Here is a 23171-nt window from a genome sequence, read left to right as displayed (position 1 = left end):
TTAAAACCATATCAATATGAAGCATTATATCTGTTTATTAAGTATTTTATCTGTTCTGTCTTGTGGCGAAACCAATAAAAAAGGACAAGACACCGAACAAGAAACTGTGTTAGAAAAAGCCAAAAGAATTCATGAAAAAGTAATTACCATTGATACGCATAACGATATCAACGTCCACAATTTTACAGATAGTCTGAACTACACGCAACGTCTGGAGACACAGATCAATCTTCCTAAAATGGAAGAAGGTGGTTTGGATGTTACTTGGCTTATAGTTTATACTGGTCAAGATACATTAACCGACGAGGGCTATGCTAAAGCTGAAGAGAACGCTATTTCTAAGTTTGAGTCCATTCACCGTTTATGTGAAGAAATTGCTCCGGACAAGATAGAACTAGCCTTAACTTCAGATGACGTAAAACGTATACACGCAGCCGGTAAAAAGGTAGCCATGATAGGTGTTGAAAATGCATATCCTATGGGTAATGATTTAGCAAATTTTGAAAAGTATTATGACCTTGGAGCCCGTTACATTTCATTGGCGCATAACGGTCATAGCCAATTTAGTGATTCCAATACAGGAGAGAAAGATAGCGTATGGCTTCACAATGGTTTAAGTAAACTAGGGCAAGAAGCTGTAAAAGAGATGAATAGACTAGGAATTATGGTAGACGTATCACATCCTTCAAAAGAGGCTATGAAACAGATGATAGCCCTTTCCAAAGCGCCTATTATAGCTTCGCATTCTTCGGCAAGGGCCTTGTGTGACCATAGCAGAAACCTTGATGATGAGCAATTGAAACTTATGAAAGAAAACGGCGGAGTTGTTCAGACCGTAGCTTTTAGCTCTTACTTGAATACGGAAAAAGACAAAGCCTACAATGCCTATATGAAATCTATATTAGAAAAGGTAGCAGATTCTATGGGCCTTGAATGGTATACGCGTAATCAGTTTTCTTCATTGACCGATACGCAGAAAGAAACCTTTATGAAAAACTACCCTAAGGTGAAAAAGATAGGAGCTGCAATAGCAGACAAATCTCCTGATACTCCCCCGATGGTAGACGTATCCGATTTTGTAAATCACATAGACTACATAGTCGATTTAATAGGTATCGACTATGTAGGTATTAGTTCTGATTTTGATGGAGGTGGCGGTATTAAAGGATGGTCAGATGCTTCTGAAACCTTTAATGTTACCCTTGAACTCGTAAAAAGAGGATATACCGAAGAAGAAATTGCCCAACTATGGGGCGAAAATCTTTTGCGGGTTTTAGACGAAGTTCAAGCTGTTGCCAAAGACATGCAAAAATCCTAGTCTTCTTGGGCTAAGCGGTCTACAACGTATTCAATCTTTGTTTTCCCATGAGGCTTCGGTTTTCCGTTCTCACCAAGGTTTACCATAATAATATTATCAACGGTAACGATGGTCTCATGGGTCATTTTATTACGGACTTCGCAGTTTAATGTTAATGAGGATTTGCCAAATTTTACGACCTCAATACCAATTTCAACAATATCACCTTTTACCGCAGAGCTCATAAAATTGATTTCTGACATGTACTTGGTAACAACTTTTTTACTCTCTAACTGAATAATGCTGTACAAAGCAGCTTCTTCGTCTATCCAAGCCAATACGCGACCACCAAATAAGGTTTCGTTAGCATTTAAATCTCCGGGTTTAACCCATTTTCTAGAATGGAATCTCATGATACTAATGGTTTAAGTGTGTTGAATTTTCTGTAAAATTAGGAAAGAAATAGAGCTTAAAACAGTTTACCGGTAGAATCTTGCAATGTTTTTGGAATTTGAAGGTCAGTATTCCATTTTTTATTCAATTTGTCAATAAATTGAGCGGAAATTAAAGGAGACTCCAATTCCATATTTTGATGAACAAAGAAATGAATGTTTCGCAAACCTTGTTCTTTCCAACCATCAAGTCTATCGATCCAATCATCTAAACGGTCATAATCGCTTACATGATTTGCTCCTACATAGCGCACAAAAGCCTCATTATTAGTGAGACGCATATGCAACATATCTCTACGACCTGCGGTGTCTACAACAATATTGGCAATGTTGTTTTCTTGTAAAAGGTGATACAATTCCTGACTTACCTTTTCATCATTAAACCAATCCGTATGCCTAAACTCCATAGCCAAAGGAAATTCTTTAGGCCAATATTCTACAAAGCGCACTACCCTGTCCCAATTCTTAGGGTCAAAGTTATCATGCATTTGCAAGAAAATTGTTCCCAACTTCTCTTTAAGGTTTGAGGTGACATCTAAATATCTATCAACTATAGGCAATGAGGCTTCATTTAAGCGCCTCAAATGGCTGATGTCTCTAGATATCTTTGGAAAAAATTTGAAGCCTTCTGGCGTCTTATCATACCATTTCTCATATTGTTCTCCAGGAAAGATTCGATAAAACGTAGCATTCAATTCTATACTGTTAAACTGAGAACTGTAATAAACGAGCTCATCTTTTGTGCCACGAGGATAAAAGTTCTTTAAATCTTGACGATTCCATTTGGCGCAGCCTATAGATATACTAACAGGTTGATTTTTATCAACACCAGCTAACACCCCCACAGTATCATTATGGTCCTTAGGCAAGGTAAAATCTACTAATTCTGGGTGTTCTACTTTTCCAAATTTCATTTTAAAACAATTTTTTGATTTTAAAGCTTTATTTATCTAGGGGTACATAACCGTTTTAAAAAAAAAGCGACTAATTTAATAGTCGCTTTTTATCCCTAAAACTTAAAGTCTTTATTTTAATGCCTTCTTTATAATAAAACCGGCAATGTTCTTAGCCAGTTTGGCATAACATTCAGAAATACGGTAACCGCTATTGTAATCATTACCCATAGCTCCATAACCTTGCACATCTTCATATGTACCTTCCAGTAATACATTACTTGGATTCGCAGTTTCATAAACTGTAATAGTAGCATCTATTTCCGCATTCTTTCTTACCACACCAACATTATAACCTGCATAGATTTTATTTGAATGAATCTTCATTGTATAATCTGCTGGGTCCATAGAAACGCTAACCTCGCCATCATCAAACCGTTTGTTGAACGATTCAATAAATTTAGGTTCGTAACGCTCTTCTCGGTCTGCAAACCATGACTTTTTAAACTCTTCTCCTTTTCCAGCTTCTTTTTCTTCTCGTTTTGCCATTTTATCGGCTAAAAAATCCTCTTCGGAATCATATTTAGGAATCTCTAGATCACTGTAGTCGAATTCTAAGGTGTAAGCCGATACATCTTTCAGGTTTTTAATATCGCCTTGACTAACTTTCATCTTTTGTGCATAGGTACTAGCCGATACGACCAATAATGCCATTACTAAATGTTTACGCATCTGATTATAATTAAGTATTATGGTTACTATTTAACTACAAGATACAAACGTTTCTAAAATGTGCAAGTACTATAACTACTAATAGTAAATAATTCTGTATTCCAATTCCAACAAAATTATTCAAAATTAGATTGCTTAAATATAATTTTAATTAACTGTAATTAAGATGATTGCTTGCTTTATTTAAAGTAAATTCTAATGTTTTTTATATACCGTTTTTTTGTTCAAAAACTCCTTAATACCATGAGCAGAAAGTTCTCTTCCATAACCCGAAATACCAACCCCGCCAAATGGTAACCTTGGGTCGCTTTTCACCAATTCGTTAACGAAAACAGCACCTTCGTTAAACTGAGGAATAAGGTTTTTTACACGATCATTATTTGAAGTAAAAATACTTACCCCTAAGCCGAATACGGAGTTATTAGAAAGTTCAACAGCTTCTTCATCTGTATCAAAAATTGTAATTCCTATGGCAGGACCAAATGTTTCCTCCTTAAAAATTGGCATATCCACAGTAACTTCAGCAAGTATGGTAGGTTCAAAATAGGTTCCCTTCCTATTCCCTCCTAAAACAACCTTAGCCCCCATTTCAATAGAGTCGGAAACCTGTATTTCTAAGTCTTCTGCCAAATCCTCACGGGCCATAACGCCTATATATGTGTCTTCGGCCATAGGGTCCCCCACTTTAAAACTTTTAACTTTCTCAACATACCTCTTGGTAAACTCTTCAGCTATACTTCTGTGCACCAAAAGGCGCTTACCAGCAATACAACTCTGACCTACATTTTGAAAACGGGCCGTAGCACATGTCTCTACAGTTTCGTTTAGATTGGTATCATCAAACACAATTAGAGCGTTACTACCTCCTAGCTCTAATACCGATTTTTTTATATTTTCTCCGGCAATAGAAGCAACTGAAGCTCCTGCTGGCTTACTTCCCGTAAGCGTTACAGCCTTTACTAGATCATTTTCTATTACGGATTTAATTTTGTCACTGCTTAGTACCAAGTTTTGAAAACATCCTTTGGGAAAACCGGCATTCTCAAATACTTCTTGTATCATTTCAGCAGACTTCATAACATTTGATGCATGCTTTAAAATACCCACATTACCGGCCATTAAATTAGGAGCTGCAAAACGGAAAACCTGCCAAAATGGATAATTCCAAGGCATAACTGCTAATATCACACCCAAAGGTTGGTACTTTACATAGCTGGTTTCCGCATCTGTCTTTATGATCTCGTCTTGTAACTGCCCTTCCGCATTTTCTGCGTAGTAATCGCATGCCCATGCACATTTTTCCACTTCTGCAATGGCTTGAGAAATTGGCTTACCCATTTCTTTGGTGATAATCTCACCATACTTCCTTTTGTTATTACGGAGCTCCTTTGCCGCTTTGAACATCAACTTTGCACGCTCTTCATATGAAGTCTTTTTCCAATCAAGAAAACATTCATGTGATGCTTTAATTTTTTCTTCTAAATCTCTGTTTTCTAATTCTTTAAATTGAAATAACTTATTTCCGTTATATGGATTTACCGATTCTTTCATCTTCAGTTTTTTTTATTTAACACCAACTACACCTCCATTGGCCAACTATTTTTCTACTACAAAATAACGAGTTCAAACTAATGTTCATAACCTCGTTAAGAACTAATTTTAACACAAAAAGGGACAGCCCGCTTAATCTCTACCTTTATAAAAACCCGTATTATGAGCGATCGATCCAGTATTCTCTTAAGCATTCGTCCAGAAATTCCTTCCGCAAAAATTACCGATGGTATGAGCGAAAACGAAAGGTTTCAAAACCTAACCTTACGTCCTATACTTAAGCTGCAAAACTTCATGTTTGTAGCAGTTTTCAAGAATTACATTGCAAAACATAAGAATAGTTTTTATGAACTTACACTAGAGAAACGCTTAGATTTTATTGAAAACGCAATTCAAAAAGACATCAAATTTCGTAATTCTTTAAAAGGAATTGTAATTGGCCAGTTTACCTTGGAAGAGTACGAAATATACATTAAGAACTCTTCTTCTTTAAACAAACGCATGATGAGCATGGTTGTTAACCGCTTAAAAGACCAAATACAGCTCTTTGAACAAGATGTACTAGTCTAGCAGTGATTCCCCGTTTAAATTTGTTGTGAGCACGTCACTCATATAGTCAAAAAAAGGTCTTATTGTACTGAAGGTCTTATTGACTTCATCTGCAAAATCTGGGGAAAGCACTTCCTTATCCGTAAATTTTCGGCTAAAAATGAATTGTTTCCTTTTTATCAAATCAATGTCGTCATGGGCTTTATCAAAACCTTTGGGTGCTGTTTTTAGCTCATCGCCCTGTAGTTTGCCCCAAGTAGCCTTCAAGTTCTTTTCAGATAGAATTTCTCGCATTTCAGAAGCATCTTCCTCCAATTCTTTACGAATACGAAGCAAATCTTCTTTATTTGGATTCCAAAAACCAGTTGCTAAAAATGATTCTCCTGGCTTTATCTGTAAATAATACCCCCCGCGTCTTTGGGCTCCTGCCCTGGAAAAAGAACCTGCAAAATGCGATTTATAAGGTGTTTTGTCCTTAGAAAAGCGAACATCCCTATAAATTCTAAACATTTTTGTTCTTTCTATCTCATCGTGGGCACCAAGCTTAACAGCTACGGCTTCAAAAAAAGCTTTTACACTCTGTTCGTGACGTTTAAACTCGGGTTTGTTTTCGGTAAACCATTCTCTGTTGTTATAATTTTTAAGCTGAATTAAAAAATTGAGCGTGTCTTTCGTAATTATCGGATCTAACATACGACCTAAATGTTGTTATTTTAGATAAAGTTAACCTTTTTACGAAATCGGCTTTTAGATTTATCAGTAATTTAGCCCTTTCACCAAATGCATATGGACCATACTTCTATCATTGATAAAATTAATAGGCACAAGAAACAGCCTAATTTAAGATACAAACTAAAAGAAAAGGTTGAAGAGTTTACCAATTTACTCTTTTACACCCTTTTTGATATTGACACACCCGTAGAAAAGAATCTAGACAAACTAGAGCTACTTTTTGATGACGTGGTTGATTTAGCATGTTGGGATACGAAGAAACCCTGTAAAAAACTTTGGGAAAACTACGTTGAAAAACTGCCCAACATACTGGAGCGTCTGAATCTTGATGCGGAAGCAACGGTAAATTGTGATCCTGCGTCATTATCTGTTGAGGAAGTTTATATGGCGTACCCAGGGTTTTACGCCATTGTTATCTATCGTTTAGCTCACGAACTGTATTTCATAGGTTTTCCTTTGGTTCCGAGATTAATGACTGAATATGCGCACCGTCAAACCGGTGTAGACATTAACCCTGGAGCTCAGATAGGAAATTCATTTCATATTGATCATGGTACTGGCGTGGTTATAGGCGAAACTGCAATCATTAAAGAACATGTTAAGATTTATCAGGGTGTAACCTTAGGAGGGCTTTATGTGGCCAAACACTTGCATAGTACCAAACGGCACCCTACTATTGAAAGAAACGTTACCATATACGCAAACGCTACCATACTAGGTGGTAAAACGGTAATTGGCGAGAACTCCATAATTGGAGGTAATGCTTGGTTAACAGCATCGGTTCCCCCTAATTCAACTGTTTTTCACACGCCTGATATTAAAATAAAAACACTACCCAATGTCTCATAGTATTTTAGACCTGATCGGTAATACCCCTTTGGTAGAATCGAAAATATTGAACACGAACCCCAACGTTAAGCTCTATTTTAAAATGGAAGGGCATAACCCTGGTGGCAGTGTAAAAGATCGTGCTGCATTTAATATGATTAAAAACGGACTTGAGCGAGGTGATTTTGATAAAAATTCTAAACTTATTGAGGCAACGAGCGGAAACACAGGTATTGCATTAGCCATGATTGCCGGTATCTATGGTCTTGACATGGAATTGGTAATGTCCGAAAAAAGCACCATCGAACGGGTAAAAACCATGAAGGCTTACGGAGCAAAGGTTACCCTTACCCCTGCCGATGTCGGGATTGAAGGAGCTAGAGATTATGCCGAAGCCAAAGTGAAAAACGAAGGTTACATAATGATGAATCAGTTTTCTAATGATGATAATTGGAAAGCACATTATAAATCTACAGGTCCAGAAATTTGGAACGATACCGATGGAAAAATTACTCATTTTGTTTCTTCTATGGGAACCACAGGCACCATTATGGGCACTTCTACCTATCTAAAGGAGAAGAACAAAGCTATTCAGATTGTTGGTGTTCAACCTACGGATAATTCTAGTATTCCCGGAATTCGAAAATGGCCCAAAGAGTACTTGCCTAAAATTTTTGATGCTAAAAAAGTTGACCAAACTATTGAGGTAAGTCAAGAAGAAGCTAAACAAATGGCTATACGGTTAGCTAAGGAAGAAGGTATCTTTTCTGGCATGAGCAGCGGCGGAGCAGCGGCAGCGGCTTTACGATTGGCAGAAACATTAGAAAGTGGCATTATTGTTTCTATTGTCTGTGACAGAGGCGATCGTTATCTTTCTTCTGACTTATTCGACTAGAAAATGATTTGATTGAATAAGAATAAGGTTTTCATCAATCTAAAATCATACTCATTCCTTCTTTGAATATTTTAAAATCTTGAAGATAGTTATGTCCTGCTTTTGGGACACCAAAAAATTCCTTATTCTTTCCTGGAATGGCTTTATATAGCTTTTCTGCAGACTCAAATGGGATTACGCTATCTTCCTTTCCATGGAATATATAAATTGGGCAATCCACTTTTTTTACAAATTCATTAGAAGGAAACCTGAAGTTAGATAACCAATCTATTGGTAAAAACGGAAAACGATATTGACCCAGTGCCACCGCGCTATAAAAGGGAGACTCCAATACTACCTTCTCAGGGTTATTTTCTGAAGCCAACCATGTAGCTACTCCCGTACCAAAAGACCTTCCGTAAATGATAATCTTATCTTCTGCATGCTGCTTTTTAGCATAATTATAGAAGAGTTGCGCATCATCATACAACGCTTGCTCGCTCATTTTTCCCGTGCTTTTACCAAAGGTTCTATAATCAACCAAAATAGACTCGTAACCCTTTCTAGTAAAAAGATTTGCTACATGTGTGAGGTGAGAAATATTTCCAGAATTCCCATGAAAGTAAACAATAATACCCTTCGCATTATCCTGTTTTATATGAACAGCATTTAGTTTAGCCCCATCTTTAGTAGTCAAATTCATTTCCTCAAAATCCTGACAAAAATCGTAAGTATGGTTAAGTGGCATTTTTGAAGGAAAAAATACTAAACGTTCTTGGAAATTGTAAGCTAGAATAGTGATTAAAGCATATAGAATTACAAGTATCAATCCCCATTTTTTCAATCTACGCATGAAGTACTAAATTTTGTTGGTGCTATTTATTATAAAAATACAATTATGATGATGAATATGATGTAGGTCATTACAACCAGTTTTTTCTTTTAAAATAGACCATCATACCAATAAAAAGGGCAATCATCAATGCCCATACGTAATAGTACCCGTTTGCTGTATGTAGTTCTGGCATATTATCAAAGTTCATTCCGTAGACACCAGCAATAAAAGTAAGCGGTATAAAAATAGAGGCCATTATGGTCAATACTTTCATGACTTCGTTCATTTTATTACTCATATTACTCATGTACATTTCCATAAGGCTCATAGACATTTCTCTGTAAATCTGCAGGCTTTCATTAATTTCTAATGAGTGATCTAATGCATCACGTAAAAAAACTTTGGTGTCTTTGGTAATCAATGTGTTTTCTGTATCAATTAAACGGCTAACTAATTCTTTTACGGGGAATATCCAACGTCTTATTCTTAAAACTTCTTTCTTTATTTGCTGAATTTCCTGAGCAATTTCTGGTGTAGGATTATCATAAACCACTTCCTCTAAACTCTCTATTTTGTGGTTTAAATGTTCTAGAACTACGAAATAATTATCTACAATAGCATCTATCAGTGCAAAAAACAAGTAATCTGCACCACGAGTTCTAATACGTCCGGATTTACTTTTGACCCGTTGCCTTACCCCTTTAAAGACATCGTCATCCATTTCTTGAAAAACGAGTACACTACTACCCATTAGTACGATTGCCACATGTTCGTATACGATTTCTTGTTCATTATTAATGTATAACATCTTGAAAACACTGAAAATATAATCCTCGTATTCATCAATTTTTGGCCGTTGGTGGGTATCCACTATATCTTCAAGAACGAGAGGATTCAATCCAAAGCGTTTTCCAATTTTTTCTATAAAAACTTCATCGCTAATACCAACTATATCAATCCATGAAATTTCGGGCACTTCTTTATGTGCCGCAATAGCATCAATATCTCCAGGAATATGCTCATTAAGAATTGCTTCATTATATTCTAGAATATTAACAACGCTCGCACCTCCTTCCCTCTGGCCCATATAAGTTATGGTACCAGGAGCCTTGCCCATTTTCTTTTGAAATTTTGAAGCTTTCTTTGGAATCAATTTCCCCAACCTTTTGCGTCTAGACATGAACAGATTAATTTTTATAAATATAGTAAGAAGTTGGTAACTAGATTTCTTGATTTTCAAAATGTAAACCATACAAAAGCAAACCTGAACCAGGCGCTACGTAGGTAAGTTTCATGGTACTTTCTGACTTTAAAGAATCTTGAATATCAACCAAAGACAACTCTCCTTTTCCTAGTTGAATTAAAGCTCCCATAATCATTCGTATCTGATAACGCATGAACCCTTTACCGCTTACATGCAGCGCATAACTTTTTTCAGGAAAAAAATTCGCCTTCAAAAGTTTGTTTTCCTTTAGTTCGCACGAGATTATGGTTCGCTCCGTTTTTGTGTTCTCTTGTAATCTGGCCGTATAAATTTTGAAATTATGAGTTCCCTCAAATAATTCTGCGCCCTTTTGCATTAGGTCTACATCTAACTGATTTAAGATATTAGCTAAAAAAGGTGCGCAAAAAGGATGGTTTTTTTTGCCATGAGAAAAGAGATAAACGTATTCTTTTACTTTTGCATCTTGAATGATGTTAAAAGAACTATCGGTTTCTGTTATGGCTAAAACTCTAATATCCGGAGGAAGATTATCATTGAAAAGTTGTAGGAATTCCTCCATATCTACTAAAGGTTCTCCTTCTATAAAGAGTTCAAAGACCATGGATAAGGCAGATACTTTGGCATCCGTACGGCCGGCACCTAAAATTTTAAACTTTTGACCGTCCAATATAAACTTTAAGGTTTTACTCAACATAGTCTCTACTGTTTTTTGACCAGGTTGTTTTTGCCATCCACTATAACGAAAGCCTAAATATTGTAGGCGTACTAAATAACAATAACGTTCAACTTGCATACAATTTTCGCTTTAGGACCAAGCTACCATTTTTTTTGTATTTTGTGATGAACAACCTTTTAAAACCAACAAAAATGACTTTAAAATCAGAAATTAAGCCACCTGCTTGGTTTTGGATAATTGCCGTACTTGCCCTTTTATGGAACCTAATGGGCGTATCCGCCTACTTGATGGATGCCTTTATGAGCGTTGAGGATATAGGCAAACTACCACAGGACCAAAGACTACTTTATGAATCAAGACCTATATGGGTTACCTCCGCTTACGCCATTGCCGTTTGGGCGGGTGCTCTAGGGTGTATGGCCTTGGTATTTAGAAAAAAATGGGCAAAGACACTTCTATTGATTTCGCTAATTGGCGTACTTGTCCAAAACGTATATCAGTTTTTCTTGAGCAATACTTTTGAAGTTTACGGGGCCAATGCCATATACTTACCTATAATGGTCATAGTGGTTAGCATTGCACTATTTTTATTTGCGAATTCTAGTGCTTCTAAAGGGTGGATTTCATAATATTGTCAGCAAGAGTTGTTTTAGATTGAAAATTGCTGTTTTGTATGTTGGTTCTGATTATTGATTAAGAAATTATAGTTTTTGTCAAAATTAACAAAGCATACTGCGCTTTAACGATTATTTTAAATAAAGTAGGAAAAAAGACGTTTTTTAGTCTCCTTAATTCAACCACCAACCTCTGGAAAACAAATTTTTATGAAGTTTATTTTAAAAATATTCCCCTGGAAAAGAACTATAAATATTTCTATTGCTGTTATTGCCGTGCTCATTGTTTTTAATTTTTACGGCCTATACACCAATACGTTTTATCTGCTCAAACCTAACAACTACATATTTCCGTTGTTGAGCTTGTCGCACATTACCTTCTTATATGTGTTGTGGTTTAAAATCAAAGAAGATGAGTTAACCGATCCGCAGATGCGTAATATAGAATATATTCTATACGCTGTTTTTGGGGTATATGTTTTTAAAACAATAGAGTCTTTTGTAATTCTTACAAGTTACTCGAATTTTGAAAATCATATTATACCGGCTAGTTTTATACCGATGGGGATATTGATATTTGTATTACACTTGTTTTTACTAGGTCTTACCTTATTAGCTATTAAATACCGTAGGGATATGGTAGGAGCCTATGTATTTGATGACATGAACCAACAAATTGATTCTTGGGAATAACTACCTAATTACTCTTTTATAAATACAAAACCCCGTTTTTACAACGGGGTTTGTTTTTTGAACAAAATAGCTATTGTTCATAATACAATGACAATCTAATGGTTATTTGATTACAATCTTCTTTGTAACTGTTTTACCATTTGCCTGGCTAATTCTTAGAAGGTATAAACCTCCCGGCACTGATTGCACATTGAGAGCAATTTTCTTATCCTCAACTTGACTAGCACCACTATATACTGGGTTCCCTGCGGTATCAAATATAAAAACATCAACACTACGAGATGTAAAGTCAGGCAACGAAACATTCAACACATCTAAAGCTGGTATTGGATAAGCTTTTGATACTGTTTCTATTACCGGAACCTCCTTGCGCACTACTTCTATAGGATTGGACAAATCATAACATCCAACAAGGTCATTGGCATTAAGCCCCATCTCCGCACCTTCAAGTCCGTCTTCATAACGCAGGTGCCAGATTAAGCAAGTGCCTGCACCAGCTCCATCAAAGTCTACGCCTTCAACCGCAGCCAAAGATGGTGGGATGCCCAATATGTTTCCATCCTCATCCGTGATTACGAACGTACTGTTCTTTCCCGAACGTTCACCGGTAATGGCTATACCACTGACCATATCGGGGGTTCCATCTACATAAAATTCAAAAGGACCACCTGTTAAAATACCGGCATCTGTCTTTGTGCGTACTACCATGATTGGATTCGACAAGTCGAAATCACCCTTTAAATCATTGGCGTTTAGTCCCATCTCGGCACCTTCAAGACCATCTTCATATCTCAGGTACCAGATCAGGCAAGTGCCTGCTCCCGCTCCATCGAAGTTTACACCTTCCACAGCTTCCAATGTTGGCGGAAGACCCAATATTTTACCAGTATCGTCCGTAATAACAAAAGAACTATTTGTTCCCATGGGTTCCCCGCCCATACTGATTCCGGATACCATATCCTCCGTACCGTCTATGCAGAAATAGAAAGGCCCTCCGGAAAGTTCACCGGCTTCCACCATCATTTTCTCCTTGCGCACTACTTCTATAGGATTGGACAAATCATAACATCCAACAAGGTCATTGGCATTAAGCCCCATCTCCGCACCTTCAAGTCCGTCTTCATAACGCAAATGCCAGATCAAGCAAGTGCCTGCTCCAGCTCCATCAAAATCAACGCCTTCAACCGCAGCCAAAGATGGTGGAATTCCCAATATGTTTCCATCCTCATCCGTGATTACGAACGTGCTGTTCTTTCCCGAACGTTCACCGGTAATGGCTATTCCGCTGACCATATCGGGAGTTCCGTCTACATAAAATTCAAAAGGACCACCCGTTAAAATACCGGCATCTGGTTGGTTGCGTACTACCATAATTGGATTGGATAGGTCGAAATTTCCTTGTAGGTCGTTCGCGTTTAGTCCCATTTCGGCACCCTCTAGTCCATCTTCATATCTAAGGTACCAGATCAGGCAAGTGCCCGCTCCCGCTCCATCGAAGTTTACGCCTTCCACAGCTTCCAATGTTGGCGGAAGGCCTAATATTTTACCGGTATCGTCCGTAATTACAAAAGAACTATTGGTTCCCATGGGTTCCCCGCCCATACTGATTCCGGATACCATATCCTCCGTACCGTCTATGCAGAAATAGAAAGGCCCTCCGGAAAGTTCACCGGCTTCCACCATCATTTTCTCCTTGCGCACTACTTCTATAGGATTGGACAAATCATAACATCCAACAAGGTCATTGGCATTAAGCCCCATCTCCGCACCTTCAAGTCCGTCTTCATAACGCAAATGCCAGATCAAGCAAGTGCCTGCTCCAGCTCCATCAAAATCAACGCCTTCAACCGCAGCCAAAGATGGTGGAATTCCCAATATGTTTCCATCCTCATCCGTGATTACGAACGTGCTGTTCTTTCCCGAACGTTCACCGGTAATGGCTATTCCGCTGACCATATCGGGAGTTCCGTCTACATAAAATTCAAAAGGACCACCCGTTAAAATACCGGCATCTGGTTGGTTGCGATATACCTTAACGGAATTAGAAAAATCATAGTCTCCTTTTAGTCCGGAAACATTCATACCTCCTTCTAGACCTTCCAAGCCATTGGTATAACTAAGATGCCATATAAAACAAGTACCTGCTCCAGCTCCATCAAAATTAACTGCTTCTGGACTAGGTGGAAGCCCTAATATTTTTCCCGTTTCATCTGTGACTACCCACTGTGAATTTTCACCGCTATTTCCAGTGACGGCAACCCCAGAAACGTGGTCCGGATAATTATCCCCAACACAAAATTCAAAAGATTCTCCGCTGATTTCTCCTCCATCAGAACCCTCAATTATATCATTTGCTGAAATTTTAGTAGACACTAAGAGTGTGACTAAAGTCAGCAATAGTACAGACCAAGACAATGCTCGTGGTCTGTTGTTCGCATTCAATTTAAAAAGTAGTTTTCTTTCCATAATAACGTGTTTTTAATTTGTACCCAAACTAATTGTTATATTGAAGCGAGAAGTCACAGAAAGCTAAACTTTTGGACTAATTCCGTGATACTTTTGTGAACATTTCCCACATAAACATCGCATTATCAATAATTTTAGGGTTTCATAGGTAATTCTAGCCCCTTACCTACCGTTTGTCTATTTTAGACTTCCCGTGATAACTATGTGATACTTTTTAACGTCATTCGTACTCTGAATTATGAAAGAAATATTGATTATAGAAGATGATCCAGAAATCATCAAACTCTTAGAGATTCACCTTACCGATCTTATTTATAAGACTTCTAAGGCAATGGATGGCGCCGAAGGTTTACTCATGGCCCTTAACCATGATTACGACCTTATACTTTTAGATTTAACACTCCCAAGTATGGATGGAGTGGAAATCTGCAAAAAGTTAAGAGCCGAAAAAAACACGCCAGTTATCATGCTAACAGCTAAATCTGAAGAGATTGATCGTGTGCTTGGACTAGAAATAGGTGCGGATGATTACATCACAAAGCCCTTTAGTATTCGCGAGTTATTGGCGCGTATTAAAGCTGTAATGCGTCGTACAGATGTACAACAAGTCAAAGCGGAAAATACGGCTACGATTGCTTGTGAGGGACTTTTTATTGATATTGACAAAAGAAAGGTGCTACTAAACGATACCAAAATTGAGCTTTCCCCAAAGGAATTTGAGCTTTTGGTTTTAATGGCCTCTAACCCTGGACGCAACTACTCAAGAACAGAACTCCTAAACATGATATGGGGGTATAATTTTGAGGGTTACGAACATACCGTTAACTCTCACATTAACCGTTTACGCGCTAAAATTGAATCTGACATGGCCAACCCTACCTTTATTCTCACCACTTGGGGTGTTGGTTATAAGTTTAATGAAGATATCTCACTATGAGCCAGAAAGAAAAAACTTTGACACCAAAGCTGATCAAAAAACTTTGGTTGGCCTTTATACTTCTTGTCTTACTAATGGGGGCTTCTTATATATTCATTACTGGCTATTTTGCCAATAAGTATAGCCAAGAAACCACGCAGCGGCTGAATGCCGATGTTGCCCATCATGTAATTGCCGAAAAATTTAAAGATGCTTCTCCTTTCCTTGAAGATGGTAGCGTTAACAAACCTCTTTTTGGTGATTTAATGCACGATATGATGGCCGTAAACCAGAGTATTGAAGTATATCTTTTAAATGAAACTGGAGAAGTGCTGTATTCAGTTGTACTTGATCATGGCGACAAAAGTTCGACCAAAAGTGTTTCATTAACTCCTATAGAGTTTTTTATAAAAAATAAAGGCGAACGATTTGTTCTTGGCGATGACCCCCGAAATATAGGTGAGCAAAAAATATTTTCAGCAGCACCCTACTCTGTGGATGGTCGTGAAGGATACGTTTACATTGTACTTGCCGGTAAAAAATTTCAAGAAGTAAGTGACAATCTTTTAAATCAATATTTTACCAAATTAGGTATTGGAGCAACCTTGTTAACCATGCTATTTTCTTTAGTAATTGGTCTTTTGGCTATTTGGTTCTTGACTAAAAATTTACGTTTAATTACAAAGACAGTCCGTAAGTTTCATGATGGGGATTTGCAAGCACGTATTGCTAATCCTGAAAATTCGGATATTGAAGTGTTTGCTAACTCTTTTAATGAAATGGCCGATAGTATTGTTGGCAATATGGATAAGATGCAATCTGTTGATTTGTTACGAAGAGAATTGATTGCCAATGTCTCTCACGACCTTAGAACGCCACTGGCTATTCTAAAGGGATATATTGAAACGTTGCAGATTAAGAACGATACCCTTTCAGAAGAGCAAAAACAAGAATATTTACAAATTACCCATGACAATGTAGATAAGCTGTCTAACTTAATAAATCAGCTTTTTGAGTATTCTAAATTGGAAGCAGAGCAAGTTACTCCGGTGAAAGAACCTTTCTCCATTACTGAGCTTTCTCACGATCTTATTGCTAAATTCAGGGTTATAGCAGAACAGAAACAGATTAATCTTCAGCTAGACAATCCAGAAGAAAATTGCATGGTTTTTGCAGATGTAAGTCTTGTCGAAAGAGCTTTACAGAACTTAATTGAGAATGCATTAAAGTACACTCAAGCCAATGGCAAAGTGACTTTATCTCTTCAAAAGAAAGGAAAAAACGTAGAAATAAATATTACCGATACGGGAACAGGAATCCCAGTGAACGAACAGCCTTTTATATTTGACCGCTACAAACAGGTTGATAAAAGTGCTAAAAAACAAGGGTACGGGCTTGGTTTGGCTATAGTTAAGAAAATAATGGATTTACATGATACTACCATTACCGTTTTGAGCAGACCCAAGGAAGGAAGTTCTTTCATATTTCACCTACCAGCTTATCAAGTATAAAATAAAAAGCTGAACACTACTAAATAGTGTTCAGCTTTCATACTTCAGCAAACAACATATTACGTTATTGTGCCTATTTTCTAGTTTCTTCCCTCCTATTTCACTCCTAAATCACCACCATCTGTAGCTTTTCCTTTTAAAGGAGAATCAGGACTTAATGAATATGATGAATCATCTATGAATTCCGGGTCTAAGTTCCATTGGTTTTCTACAAAGTATTTCTGGTCCCCTGTTACAATTAGTTTTTCAGAATTGCTTAAGGCATTATTACGCACTTTAACTATAGGCTCACCAACTACCAAATGCATTTCAATAGCCTTGCTATCTTTAAAGATATTATTTTTGATATCCGTTTCTTGAACACCATATAGTGATATGGCAGATTTGTATTTATTCTTCTTACCAAAACCAACATTATCAAATACATTGTGATCCACCTCTAAGAATGGGCCAAATGTACTCTCGTCTTTTCCTCCTCTATACAACCGTAGCGCCGCTCCTTGTAGTTCGCTTATGGTATTGTTTTTCATAATGAAGTATTCTACATTATAAGCTCCAATATCATCAGTCTCTTTATCTAAAGCTGCAATACTACCCGTAATTTTTTTGAAGGTCGAATTCTGAATGCTAATGGTGTCTGCAAATGTACCTTTAGAAACTCTTAGTACATCAAAAGAGTGGTTGACTACCATATCTTTAAATTCGCAGTTATCAATAAACAATTTGTAATTATCTAACATAGAATTCTTACTGGTACTAATAACCGAATTCCCTGCATAATCAGGAGATTTTGCACCATCAAAAGTGATGTTCTCCAAAGATAAACTACCTCCATCCTGGATTTCAAATGCCATCATCCTTTCAAACAAAATGGTTGCTTTTTCCTTTCCAACCGTTTTAAATGTTAGTGGGTGGCCTATTTTTACCGCTTTAGTCAATAAGTATGTTCCACCTTCTTCTAATTCTATAATATCTCCAGCTTCCGATTTTTTAACGATTTCATATAAAGTATTGATACCGGCTTCTACTTTTAATGTTTTACCAGAATTTAATACTACACTCTTATCTGCTTTTGAATACCATGCTATTCCCGTATTTTCCTTAGTGGCAATTTTTGGACTTATCGTAACCTTAGTTTTTATTTTCCTTGATGTAGGAATTAAAAAACCTTGCTCGTTTTTCACTAATTTAATATTCGCATTTTTAAAACCAGACTTAATACTTGTTTCTGAGTTTTCACCTAAAATATTATCTTTAAATGTAATCCCACTAATATCATCGTTAATAGTGAAAATGTCTTTCTTGCTATCATTATAAATAATATTCTCTGAAAATTCAGAAGTTCTTGGTGCTTGACTTCTTTCTTCATCACTTCCAGCTCCAAAAAGGATGTTTTCGCAATTTACAAACGTATTGTTATTTACTTTAGAATCAATAACCGGAACATAACGATTTGGTGGTGAATCTGGCACGCCGTTCATCATAACAAATGCACCTCTAAAACGGTATCCTGTTAAACCAATATGATAGTTATTAGTAACTGTTTGCGTTTCATTAATTACACGTACACCTCCCGTACTTGGTTTTCCATTACCTATGAAAACATTACCGTCAACTAGCGTCTCATTTCCATGACGCATAGTTAAAGTACCTGTACACTCAAAAAAGGTGTTGTATTTGAAGGTGTTTTGACAGGATTTATTTGAAATGATTTCGTGCTCGCCATTTGTTCTGTCAAAATAATTAGACTCTACCAACGTATTAGAATTCTCTAACGCATGATGACTGGTTCCGATTCTTAAAGTTTCACCTCCATTATTACCGTAAGTTGGACGAGGACCAAAATAGTTGTGGTCTATTTGGTGATTGTTAGCTCTACTACCTTCTGTGTCCAAACCAACTATCATGGTAACCCCTAAGTTCTTTTTTCCAGAAATATGGTTATGATCAATACGGTTGTTTTTACCATAAATCGTTACCCAATAATCCTGCACTTGACGTTCTGGATTATTGAAATTATCAATAACACATTCCGTTAAACGGCTGTTATTAGCCATTTCTTCTCTATTTTTTCTAAAAGAGATAACTGCATTTGTTGGTGTGTATCCATTTTTAAAGACAAGACCTTTTACTATTAAGTGGTCACCCGCAATTCTTAGATTAGAAGCTCCTTCTAAGGTAACTTTCCCTTTTTCTTCAACGGTAAGTGTAATTGGCTTTTCTGCTGTACCGTTAGCTTCGAACAAAAGTTCTGCATCCATCCATGCGCCATTTGCAAGAACAATGCTATCTCCTGGTTGCACTTTTTGAAGCATTTCTTCAAACTCTGCTACATTATTTACTGTCTCCTTTTGCTGTGCTGTAGCAAAAGAGCAGCTAACTATAATTAAAATTAACGAGAGTAATTTGTTTAAGTGTGTCATATGTTAAATTGGTTTACCAAACTGGTTTACCAAAAGTACAGATATTTGTCAAACACACAAATTTTTAACACAAAATCGGTCCATATCCAATTAAATAAATGATTTCTATCTCACGAAATTGTCAATTCTATAAAATCAAGGTTTATTGGACTATGACATTTGGAATGAACTATTTAAAACTGAACAGCAGCAATCAAAATTAAAAGCATCTGTGAGACAAATACTATTCTTCAATTGGCAAAGTACCTTCACCAACAGTGGCTTCCTTAAACCAAACCTCTGCATAGCATCCATTTGCGTACTGCTTTTCTATATCACCATCATACGTCTCAGAACCGGTACTCCAAACCATATTGTCTTCTGGAGATTTGCCATTTGTTTGATTGTATGCACCTTGTTTGAAATACTGAATTTCACCAGCATACGCATTTTCTCGTTCAATACCGTCACGACCAATAGACGCATACAATGTCCATATCTGTTGTGGAATATCAGATTTTTTAGAGAAATCAGATTTCAGCAAGTTTTTTGTGAACTTTACAGTATCATGTCCTTCACTTGAAAAAGTAAGATACATAATACCTTTATAAACATTTATTTCATAGCTAAATTCCTCTCCCAATTCAATACCGTTTTCAGGTTCTTTGGGATAAGTAGTAGCGGTTTCACCTACAACAGACATATCATTACCCCAAATGGCGGTTGAGTAATCCCATCTTTTTGAATTGTCTCCTTCTGTATTGATTTCATAGTTCCAGAAAACAGATCCTTTTGTATGGCCAGGAAATTTTTTATAAAAGATTTTTATAGGTTCGTTCTCGTGTCCTTCGTCACTATGGATTTGACCAACTACTACGGAATAAGAAGCGGCAACTCTAGCATCTCCTGAAGTAGAAACATGCTGAACCTTCAGTGTCCCCGTTAATTTACCTCCGGTTTCAGGTATCCAATGTTTTTTCTGACCTAATTCTGTTCTTGTATTACTTGAAGTTCTAGAAGTAATACCTGAGTTAGGGGTTTTGTACACTACCCAATCCGCTTTATCATCCTTTTCAACATAGAAAAAATCTTTTTTCTCGTAGTTTACTAATTCCTCAGAACGAGTTCCGTCTCCTAAAAGAATTTTCCACTCATCCATAAAAGGAATTACATCGCTTGGATATTTTGTTTCCTTCTCAGTTTGATCTGTGGCCTCTGAACTTGTATCCGGAGAAACTTTAGCATTATTCTTACAAGCGATTAACGCTAAAACTGTAACTATGGTAAATACTGATTTTTTCATCTTCAAATTGATTTTACTCGATAATCGAGATTAACTGGTCCGAGGCTTACCTCGAAATCAAAGTGTATTCCTTTTGGTGCCTCGTGGTCTTGCCTCAAGGTAGTTTACTAAAGAATACTTAGTTAGTACATTAGTTTAAGTGGAAGGTTTTCTTCTACGATAAGCTCCCCTGAGTTTTTTATTTCGTTGTTAGAGTGACTATTATTTTTAGCTCCCCAAAGTCGGGCAACGAATTTTACCGGGTTATCCAGAAATTTGTTTCCTGAAAGATTTACATTAATAATACCATAGGTATTAAGTAAAATCCCGTCTTCTTCATTTGCACCACAGTTTTTAAATGTACTGTTGGTAACAACTAAATTTCCACCAACAGTAGATTCATCATAACCACCCCTATAATAATCGACTACATTTTTGGCAACATTTTCAAATTGACAATTCTCTATAAAGATATTCTCTGCACTATATTCGCCACGGTCATCAGTTTCTTCAGAAAGTTCTAAACCATTTGCACAGTTTTTTATAGAAGTAGATGTAAACTTAATATACTCGGAGAATGAATGTTTGTATGCTTTTAGCACATAATCAAAATTAGATATTTCGGAATCTACAACGGTCAAATTATAAAGACTGGACATGTTCTCCTTTAAGCTTGCGAACGCGTACAAATCTTTGGCGCCTATAAGGTAAACACCTTTTAGAGTAAGCTTTCCTTTAGGGTTCATTTCAAAGGCCGGTGTTCCTGCCGCACCGTTATATTGAATAATAGCCTTGTTATTGACATCCTCTGAGCGAATGGTCAACATCTTGTCAATTTTCAAAGAGGTTTTCAGCTTATACTTGTTGGAAGTCAGAACAATGGTATCACCATTTTTTGCTTTCTGGAGCGTACTAACCAATTTAGAGGTTGAACTAACGGAATAAGTTTTGGGCACATAGTCATTAGCAGAATTTGGAGAATACCAATCTGGACCATACTGAGATACATCCATTAGATTTAGTTTTTCTGCCGGTTTACCTACAACCGCCCCAACATCATTTTTTTCCTCTCTTGAATTCCCAAAAAGATCCTTTTTAATCAAATCAAATTCAAAACCATTATAAAGTTTCGGACTGGACAAATCAGCTGGTGGAATCCAAACATTTTCTTCCAATTCCGAAATTGAAAAATCTTCTGCTTCAATACCCGATATTTTATCAAATGAAACTCCTTGATTGTTAATTATATTACTTTCAAAATCAATTCCATCCAAAGAATCATGAGCAATTACAACTTGCTCAACACCTTTATCATTGTAGATTAGGTTGTTGGCCACAATTGTACGAATAGGTCTTTCAGACCTGATTTCGCTAGCGGGAAGAATATCCTTTTGATCTACGTTAGAACCAACGCTAAACTGCCAAGGGGAGCAATTAATATAGGAGTTATAAGCTACCACTACATCCGTAACCTGTATATATCTATTTAAAGGCGATTTTTTAATACCGTTCATAATGGCCAACGGACTTCTGAAGGTATCTCCTTTAAGGTCAAAAAAGTAATTGTTCGTTACCCAATGTCCTGTTCCTATAAGTCTCACTCCTCCTATTTGCTCAGAATTTTTATCGCCTATAAAATAATTGCCATCTACAATACAATAGTTTCCGTGTCTGGTAACCAATGACCCTTCACTTTTATAGAAAACGTTATTTCTAAATTCGTTAAAGTTCGTTTTACTTGAAATAACCTCAACTTCGCCATTACATCGGTCAAAGAAATTATGTTGAACCAAGGTGTAACTTGGAGCCATTGATGTATAACTATTACCAAGTTGTATAGTTTCTGCACTTGGACCACCTTTTGGAGGTCTTGGACCAAAATAATTATTAGTGATTTTGTGGTAGTTCTTTACACTATGGTTTCCCGCCAAATCTATTCTTACCGTTGGACCTCTGTTGGCCTTACCGGCAATATAACAGCCTTCTAGCTCGTTATGACGTCCATGAAATAAAACCCATAAATCGGTTTGATTTTTTTGGGGCTTATTATAATCCAAGATTACACTATTGGTAAGCTTGGAGTGATTGGCAACCGTATCTTTATTAATTGCAAACTCCACTACGGCATGGGAAGGAGAATAACCATTGGTAAAATGTAAGCCACTCACTACCAAATAATCCCCACCTAACTTTAAATCGGAAACACCGCTTATAAGAACTTTTCCAGCCGTTTCAGCTTTAAGTGTAATTGGCTGTTCTTCTGTTCCGTAACCTACAAATTTAATCTGTACATCCTTCCATTCGCCATTGGCCATTATTATCTCATCTCCAGGACTTGCACTATCTATTGCGGCATTCAATTCTGCTATGTTTTTCACATAAACATCTTGATAATCAGGGTTTTTAGTAAATGAAAAGAATAAAAGAGCTGCACTTATTACTAATAAACTAGTTTTCATCATTTAGGTGTATTGAGAGAGTTGTTCTATTAGATTCTTTAAAATAGTTGAGAATTTCGAATACAAATTAAGTAATTACATCCAATTGTCATCTTGTCTAATTGGTTTACCAAACTGGTTTACCAAATATAGTTTATTTATCTTTCTAAACAAAGGATTTAGTCCTTACTCCTGACGATAATTG

The 23171-nt window shown here is 36.7% G+C and carries 20 protein-coding genes; 8 read left to right on the top strand and 12 right to left on the bottom strand.

Going from position 1 to position 23171, the window contains the following annotated elements; all coding sequences use genetic code 11:
- Window positions 1-16 precede the first annotated feature (16 nt).
- The gene (locus IWB64_RS15270; protein ID WP_194534826.1) at window positions 17-1318 is read left to right on the top strand and encodes a dipeptidase; all 1302 of its coding nucleotides are present in this window, start codon (window positions 17-19) and stop codon (window positions 1316-1318) included.
- Here IWB64_RS15270 and IWB64_RS15265 read toward each other — a convergent pair.
- The 4 genes from IWB64_RS15265 to IWB64_RS15250 all read right to left on the bottom strand — a co-directional run bounded on the left by IWB64_RS15265 (window position 1315) and on the right by IWB64_RS15250 (window position 4925).
- Window positions 1315-1710, bottom strand: coding sequence for an acyl-CoA thioesterase (locus IWB64_RS15265; protein WP_194534825.1), 396 nt, complete (start codon window positions 1708-1710; stop codon window positions 1315-1317). The two genes, IWB64_RS15270 and IWB64_RS15265, sit on opposite strands and share 4 nt — an antisense overlap.
- Window positions 1711-1766: 56 nt before the next feature.
- Window positions 1767-2663 carry a DUF72 domain-containing protein gene (locus tag IWB64_RS15260; RefSeq protein ID WP_194534824.1) on the bottom strand — a complete coding sequence of 299 codons (897 nt, stop codon included), beginning with the start codon at window positions 2661-2663 and terminating at the stop codon, window positions 1767-1769.
- A gap of 111 nt (window positions 2664-2774) precedes the next feature.
- Window positions 2775-3374: a hypothetical protein gene (locus tag IWB64_RS15255; protein WP_194534823.1), complete on the bottom strand. Its 600-nt coding sequence runs from the start codon at window positions 3372-3374 to the stop codon at window positions 2775-2777.
- 195 nt (window positions 3375-3569) lie between these two features.
- Entirely contained in the window at window positions 3570-4925 is a 1356-nt protein-coding gene (locus tag IWB64_RS15250) for an NAD-dependent succinate-semialdehyde dehydrogenase (RefSeq protein ID WP_194534822.1), read from the bottom strand.
- A 162-nt stretch (window positions 4926-5087) separates the two neighbouring features.
- On the opposite strand from IWB64_RS15250, the gene IWB64_RS15245 reads away from it, so the two are divergent.
- Window positions 5088-5495 carry a glyoxalase gene (locus tag IWB64_RS15245; protein ID WP_194534821.1) on the top strand — a complete coding sequence of 136 codons (408 nt, stop codon included), beginning with the start codon at window positions 5088-5090 and terminating at the stop codon, window positions 5493-5495.
- Here the strand turns inward: IWB64_RS15245 and IWB64_RS15240 are convergent.
- Entirely contained in the window at window positions 5487-6167 is a 681-nt protein-coding gene (locus IWB64_RS15240) for a DUF2461 domain-containing protein (RefSeq protein WP_194534820.1), read from the bottom strand. The genes IWB64_RS15245 and IWB64_RS15240 overlap by 9 nt on opposite strands.
- Before the next feature lie 93 nt (window positions 6168-6260).
- Here IWB64_RS15240 and epsC point away from each other — a divergent pair, with 93 nt between their 5' ends.
- Together epsC and cysM are read left to right on the top strand one after the other, a co-directional pair.
- Window positions 6261-7055: a serine O-acetyltransferase EpsC gene (epsC, locus tag IWB64_RS15235; RefSeq protein ID WP_194534819.1), complete on the top strand. Its 795-nt coding sequence runs from the start codon at window positions 6261-6263 to the stop codon at window positions 7053-7055.
- Window positions 7045-7929 carry a cysteine synthase CysM gene (gene cysM / locus IWB64_RS15230; protein WP_194534818.1) on the top strand — a complete coding sequence of 295 codons (885 nt, stop codon included), beginning with the start codon at window positions 7045-7047 and terminating at the stop codon, window positions 7927-7929. Before epsC ends, cysM begins: the two co-directional genes overlap by 11 nt.
- 34 nt (window positions 7930-7963) lie before the next feature.
- On the opposite strand, the gene IWB64_RS15225 is transcribed toward cysM, so the two are convergent.
- The 3 genes from IWB64_RS15225 to truA all read right to left on the bottom strand — a co-directional run bounded on the left by IWB64_RS15225 (window position 7964) and on the right by truA (window position 10761).
- Complete coding sequence (locus IWB64_RS15225) at window positions 7964-8761, bottom strand: alpha/beta hydrolase (RefSeq protein ID WP_194534817.1); 798 nt, start codon at window positions 8759-8761, stop codon at window positions 7964-7966.
- 70 nt (window positions 8762-8831) lie between these two features.
- Complete coding sequence (gene corA / locus IWB64_RS15220) at window positions 8832-9923, bottom strand: magnesium/cobalt transporter CorA (RefSeq protein ID WP_194534816.1); 1092 nt, start codon at window positions 9921-9923, stop codon at window positions 8832-8834.
- A 40-nt stretch (window positions 9924-9963) separates the two neighbouring features.
- The gene (gene truA, locus IWB64_RS15215) at window positions 9964-10761 is read right to left on the bottom strand and encodes a tRNA pseudouridine(38-40) synthase TruA (RefSeq protein WP_194534815.1); all 798 of its coding nucleotides are present in this window, start codon (window positions 10759-10761) and stop codon (window positions 9964-9966) included.
- Between the two features lie 74 nt (window positions 10762-10835).
- Here truA and IWB64_RS15210 point away from each other — a divergent pair, with 74 nt between their 5' ends.
- Together IWB64_RS15210 and IWB64_RS15205 are read left to right on the top strand one after the other, a co-directional pair.
- Window positions 10836-11273, top strand: a complete 438-nt coding sequence (locus IWB64_RS15210) for a hypothetical protein (protein ID WP_194534814.1) — start codon at window positions 10836-10838, stop codon at window positions 11271-11273.
- A 195-nt stretch (window positions 11274-11468) separates the two neighbouring features.
- On the top strand, window positions 11469-11951 hold the full coding sequence (locus IWB64_RS15205; RefSeq protein WP_194534813.1) for a hypothetical protein: 483 nt from the start codon (window positions 11469-11471) through the stop codon (window positions 11949-11951).
- 102 nt (window positions 11952-12053) lie between these two features.
- Here the strand turns inward: IWB64_RS15205 and IWB64_RS15200 are convergent, their stop codons facing one another.
- Complete coding sequence (locus IWB64_RS15200) at window positions 12054-14417, bottom strand: T9SS type A sorting domain-containing protein (RefSeq protein ID WP_194534812.1); 2364 nt, start codon at window positions 14415-14417, stop codon at window positions 12054-12056.
- A 238-nt stretch (window positions 14418-14655) separates the two neighbouring features.
- Here IWB64_RS15200 and IWB64_RS15195 point away from each other — a divergent pair, with 238 nt between their 5' ends.
- Together IWB64_RS15195 and IWB64_RS15190 are read left to right on the top strand one after the other, a co-directional pair.
- A complete protein-coding gene (locus IWB64_RS15195) occupies window positions 14656-15354 on the top strand; it encodes a response regulator transcription factor (RefSeq protein ID WP_194534811.1) in 699 nt (232 codons plus the stop codon).
- Complete coding sequence (locus IWB64_RS15190; protein WP_194534810.1) at window positions 15351-16844, top strand: sensor histidine kinase; 1494 nt, start codon at window positions 15351-15353, stop codon at window positions 16842-16844. Before IWB64_RS15195 ends, IWB64_RS15190 begins: the two co-directional genes overlap by 4 nt.
- 95 nt (window positions 16845-16939) lie before the next feature.
- On the opposite strand, the gene IWB64_RS15185 is transcribed toward IWB64_RS15190, so the two are convergent.
- The 3 genes from IWB64_RS15185 to IWB64_RS15175 form a co-directional block, all read right to left on the bottom strand.
- Window positions 16940-19267, bottom strand: coding sequence for a chondroitinase-B domain-containing protein (locus IWB64_RS15185; RefSeq protein WP_194534809.1), 2328 nt, complete (start codon window positions 19265-19267; stop codon window positions 16940-16942).
- A 223-nt stretch (window positions 19268-19490) separates the two neighbouring features.
- Complete coding sequence (locus tag IWB64_RS15180; RefSeq protein ID WP_194534808.1) at window positions 19491-20549, bottom strand: polysaccharide lyase family 7 protein; 1059 nt, start codon at window positions 20547-20549, stop codon at window positions 19491-19493.
- 122 nt (window positions 20550-20671) lie between these two features.
- Window positions 20672-22990, bottom strand: coding sequence for a chondroitinase-B domain-containing protein (locus tag IWB64_RS15175; RefSeq protein ID WP_226975908.1), 2319 nt, complete (start codon window positions 22988-22990; stop codon window positions 20672-20674).
- Window positions 22991-23171: the final 181 nt, after the last annotated feature.

This window comes from Zobellia nedashkovskayae (assembly GCF_015330125.1).
Taxonomy (GTDB): Bacteria; Bacteroidota; Bacteroidia; order Flavobacteriales; family Flavobacteriaceae; genus Zobellia; species Zobellia nedashkovskayae.
This window is presented reverse-complemented; position numbering and strand designations above follow the sequence as displayed.